We start from the raw sequence: 269 nt of genomic DNA, 5'->3' as shown, positions 1-269 counted from the left end.
ACCCATGTCCTGAGACATCACATATCGCCGCTGTCGGAGGTCGCCGATACAATCGAACACATGATCGAGACGCTGGCAGACCGCGAGGTAGGTGAGGTCGAGGACCTCACCGCTCGTGATCTGCTGGCGCTCGCACGGGACCGCAAGGCCGCAGAGGACCGGGCCGCGGCTGACCTGTTGGTCGTGGCCGCCCGGTGGGCGGACCTGCACCCGCCGGAGTCGATCCACGACGCCGCCGCTTTCACGATCCCCGGGTCGGAGCACGAGGA

At 67.3% G+C, this 269-nt stretch carries 1 protein-coding gene; it reads left to right on the top strand.

Going from position 1 to position 269, the window contains the following annotated elements; all coding sequences use genetic code 11:
• Positions 1-60 precede the first annotated feature (60 nt).
• The coding region (locus tag AC3A3L_RS21640; protein ID WP_487642107.1) for a hypothetical protein at positions 61-269 on the top strand (209 nt) is incomplete at its 3' end.

The organism is Nocardioides sp. Soil_C_8 (genome assembly GCF_057656315.1).
Note: the sequence above shows the minus strand (reverse complement) of the source record. Positions and strands in the feature narration are given on the sequence as shown.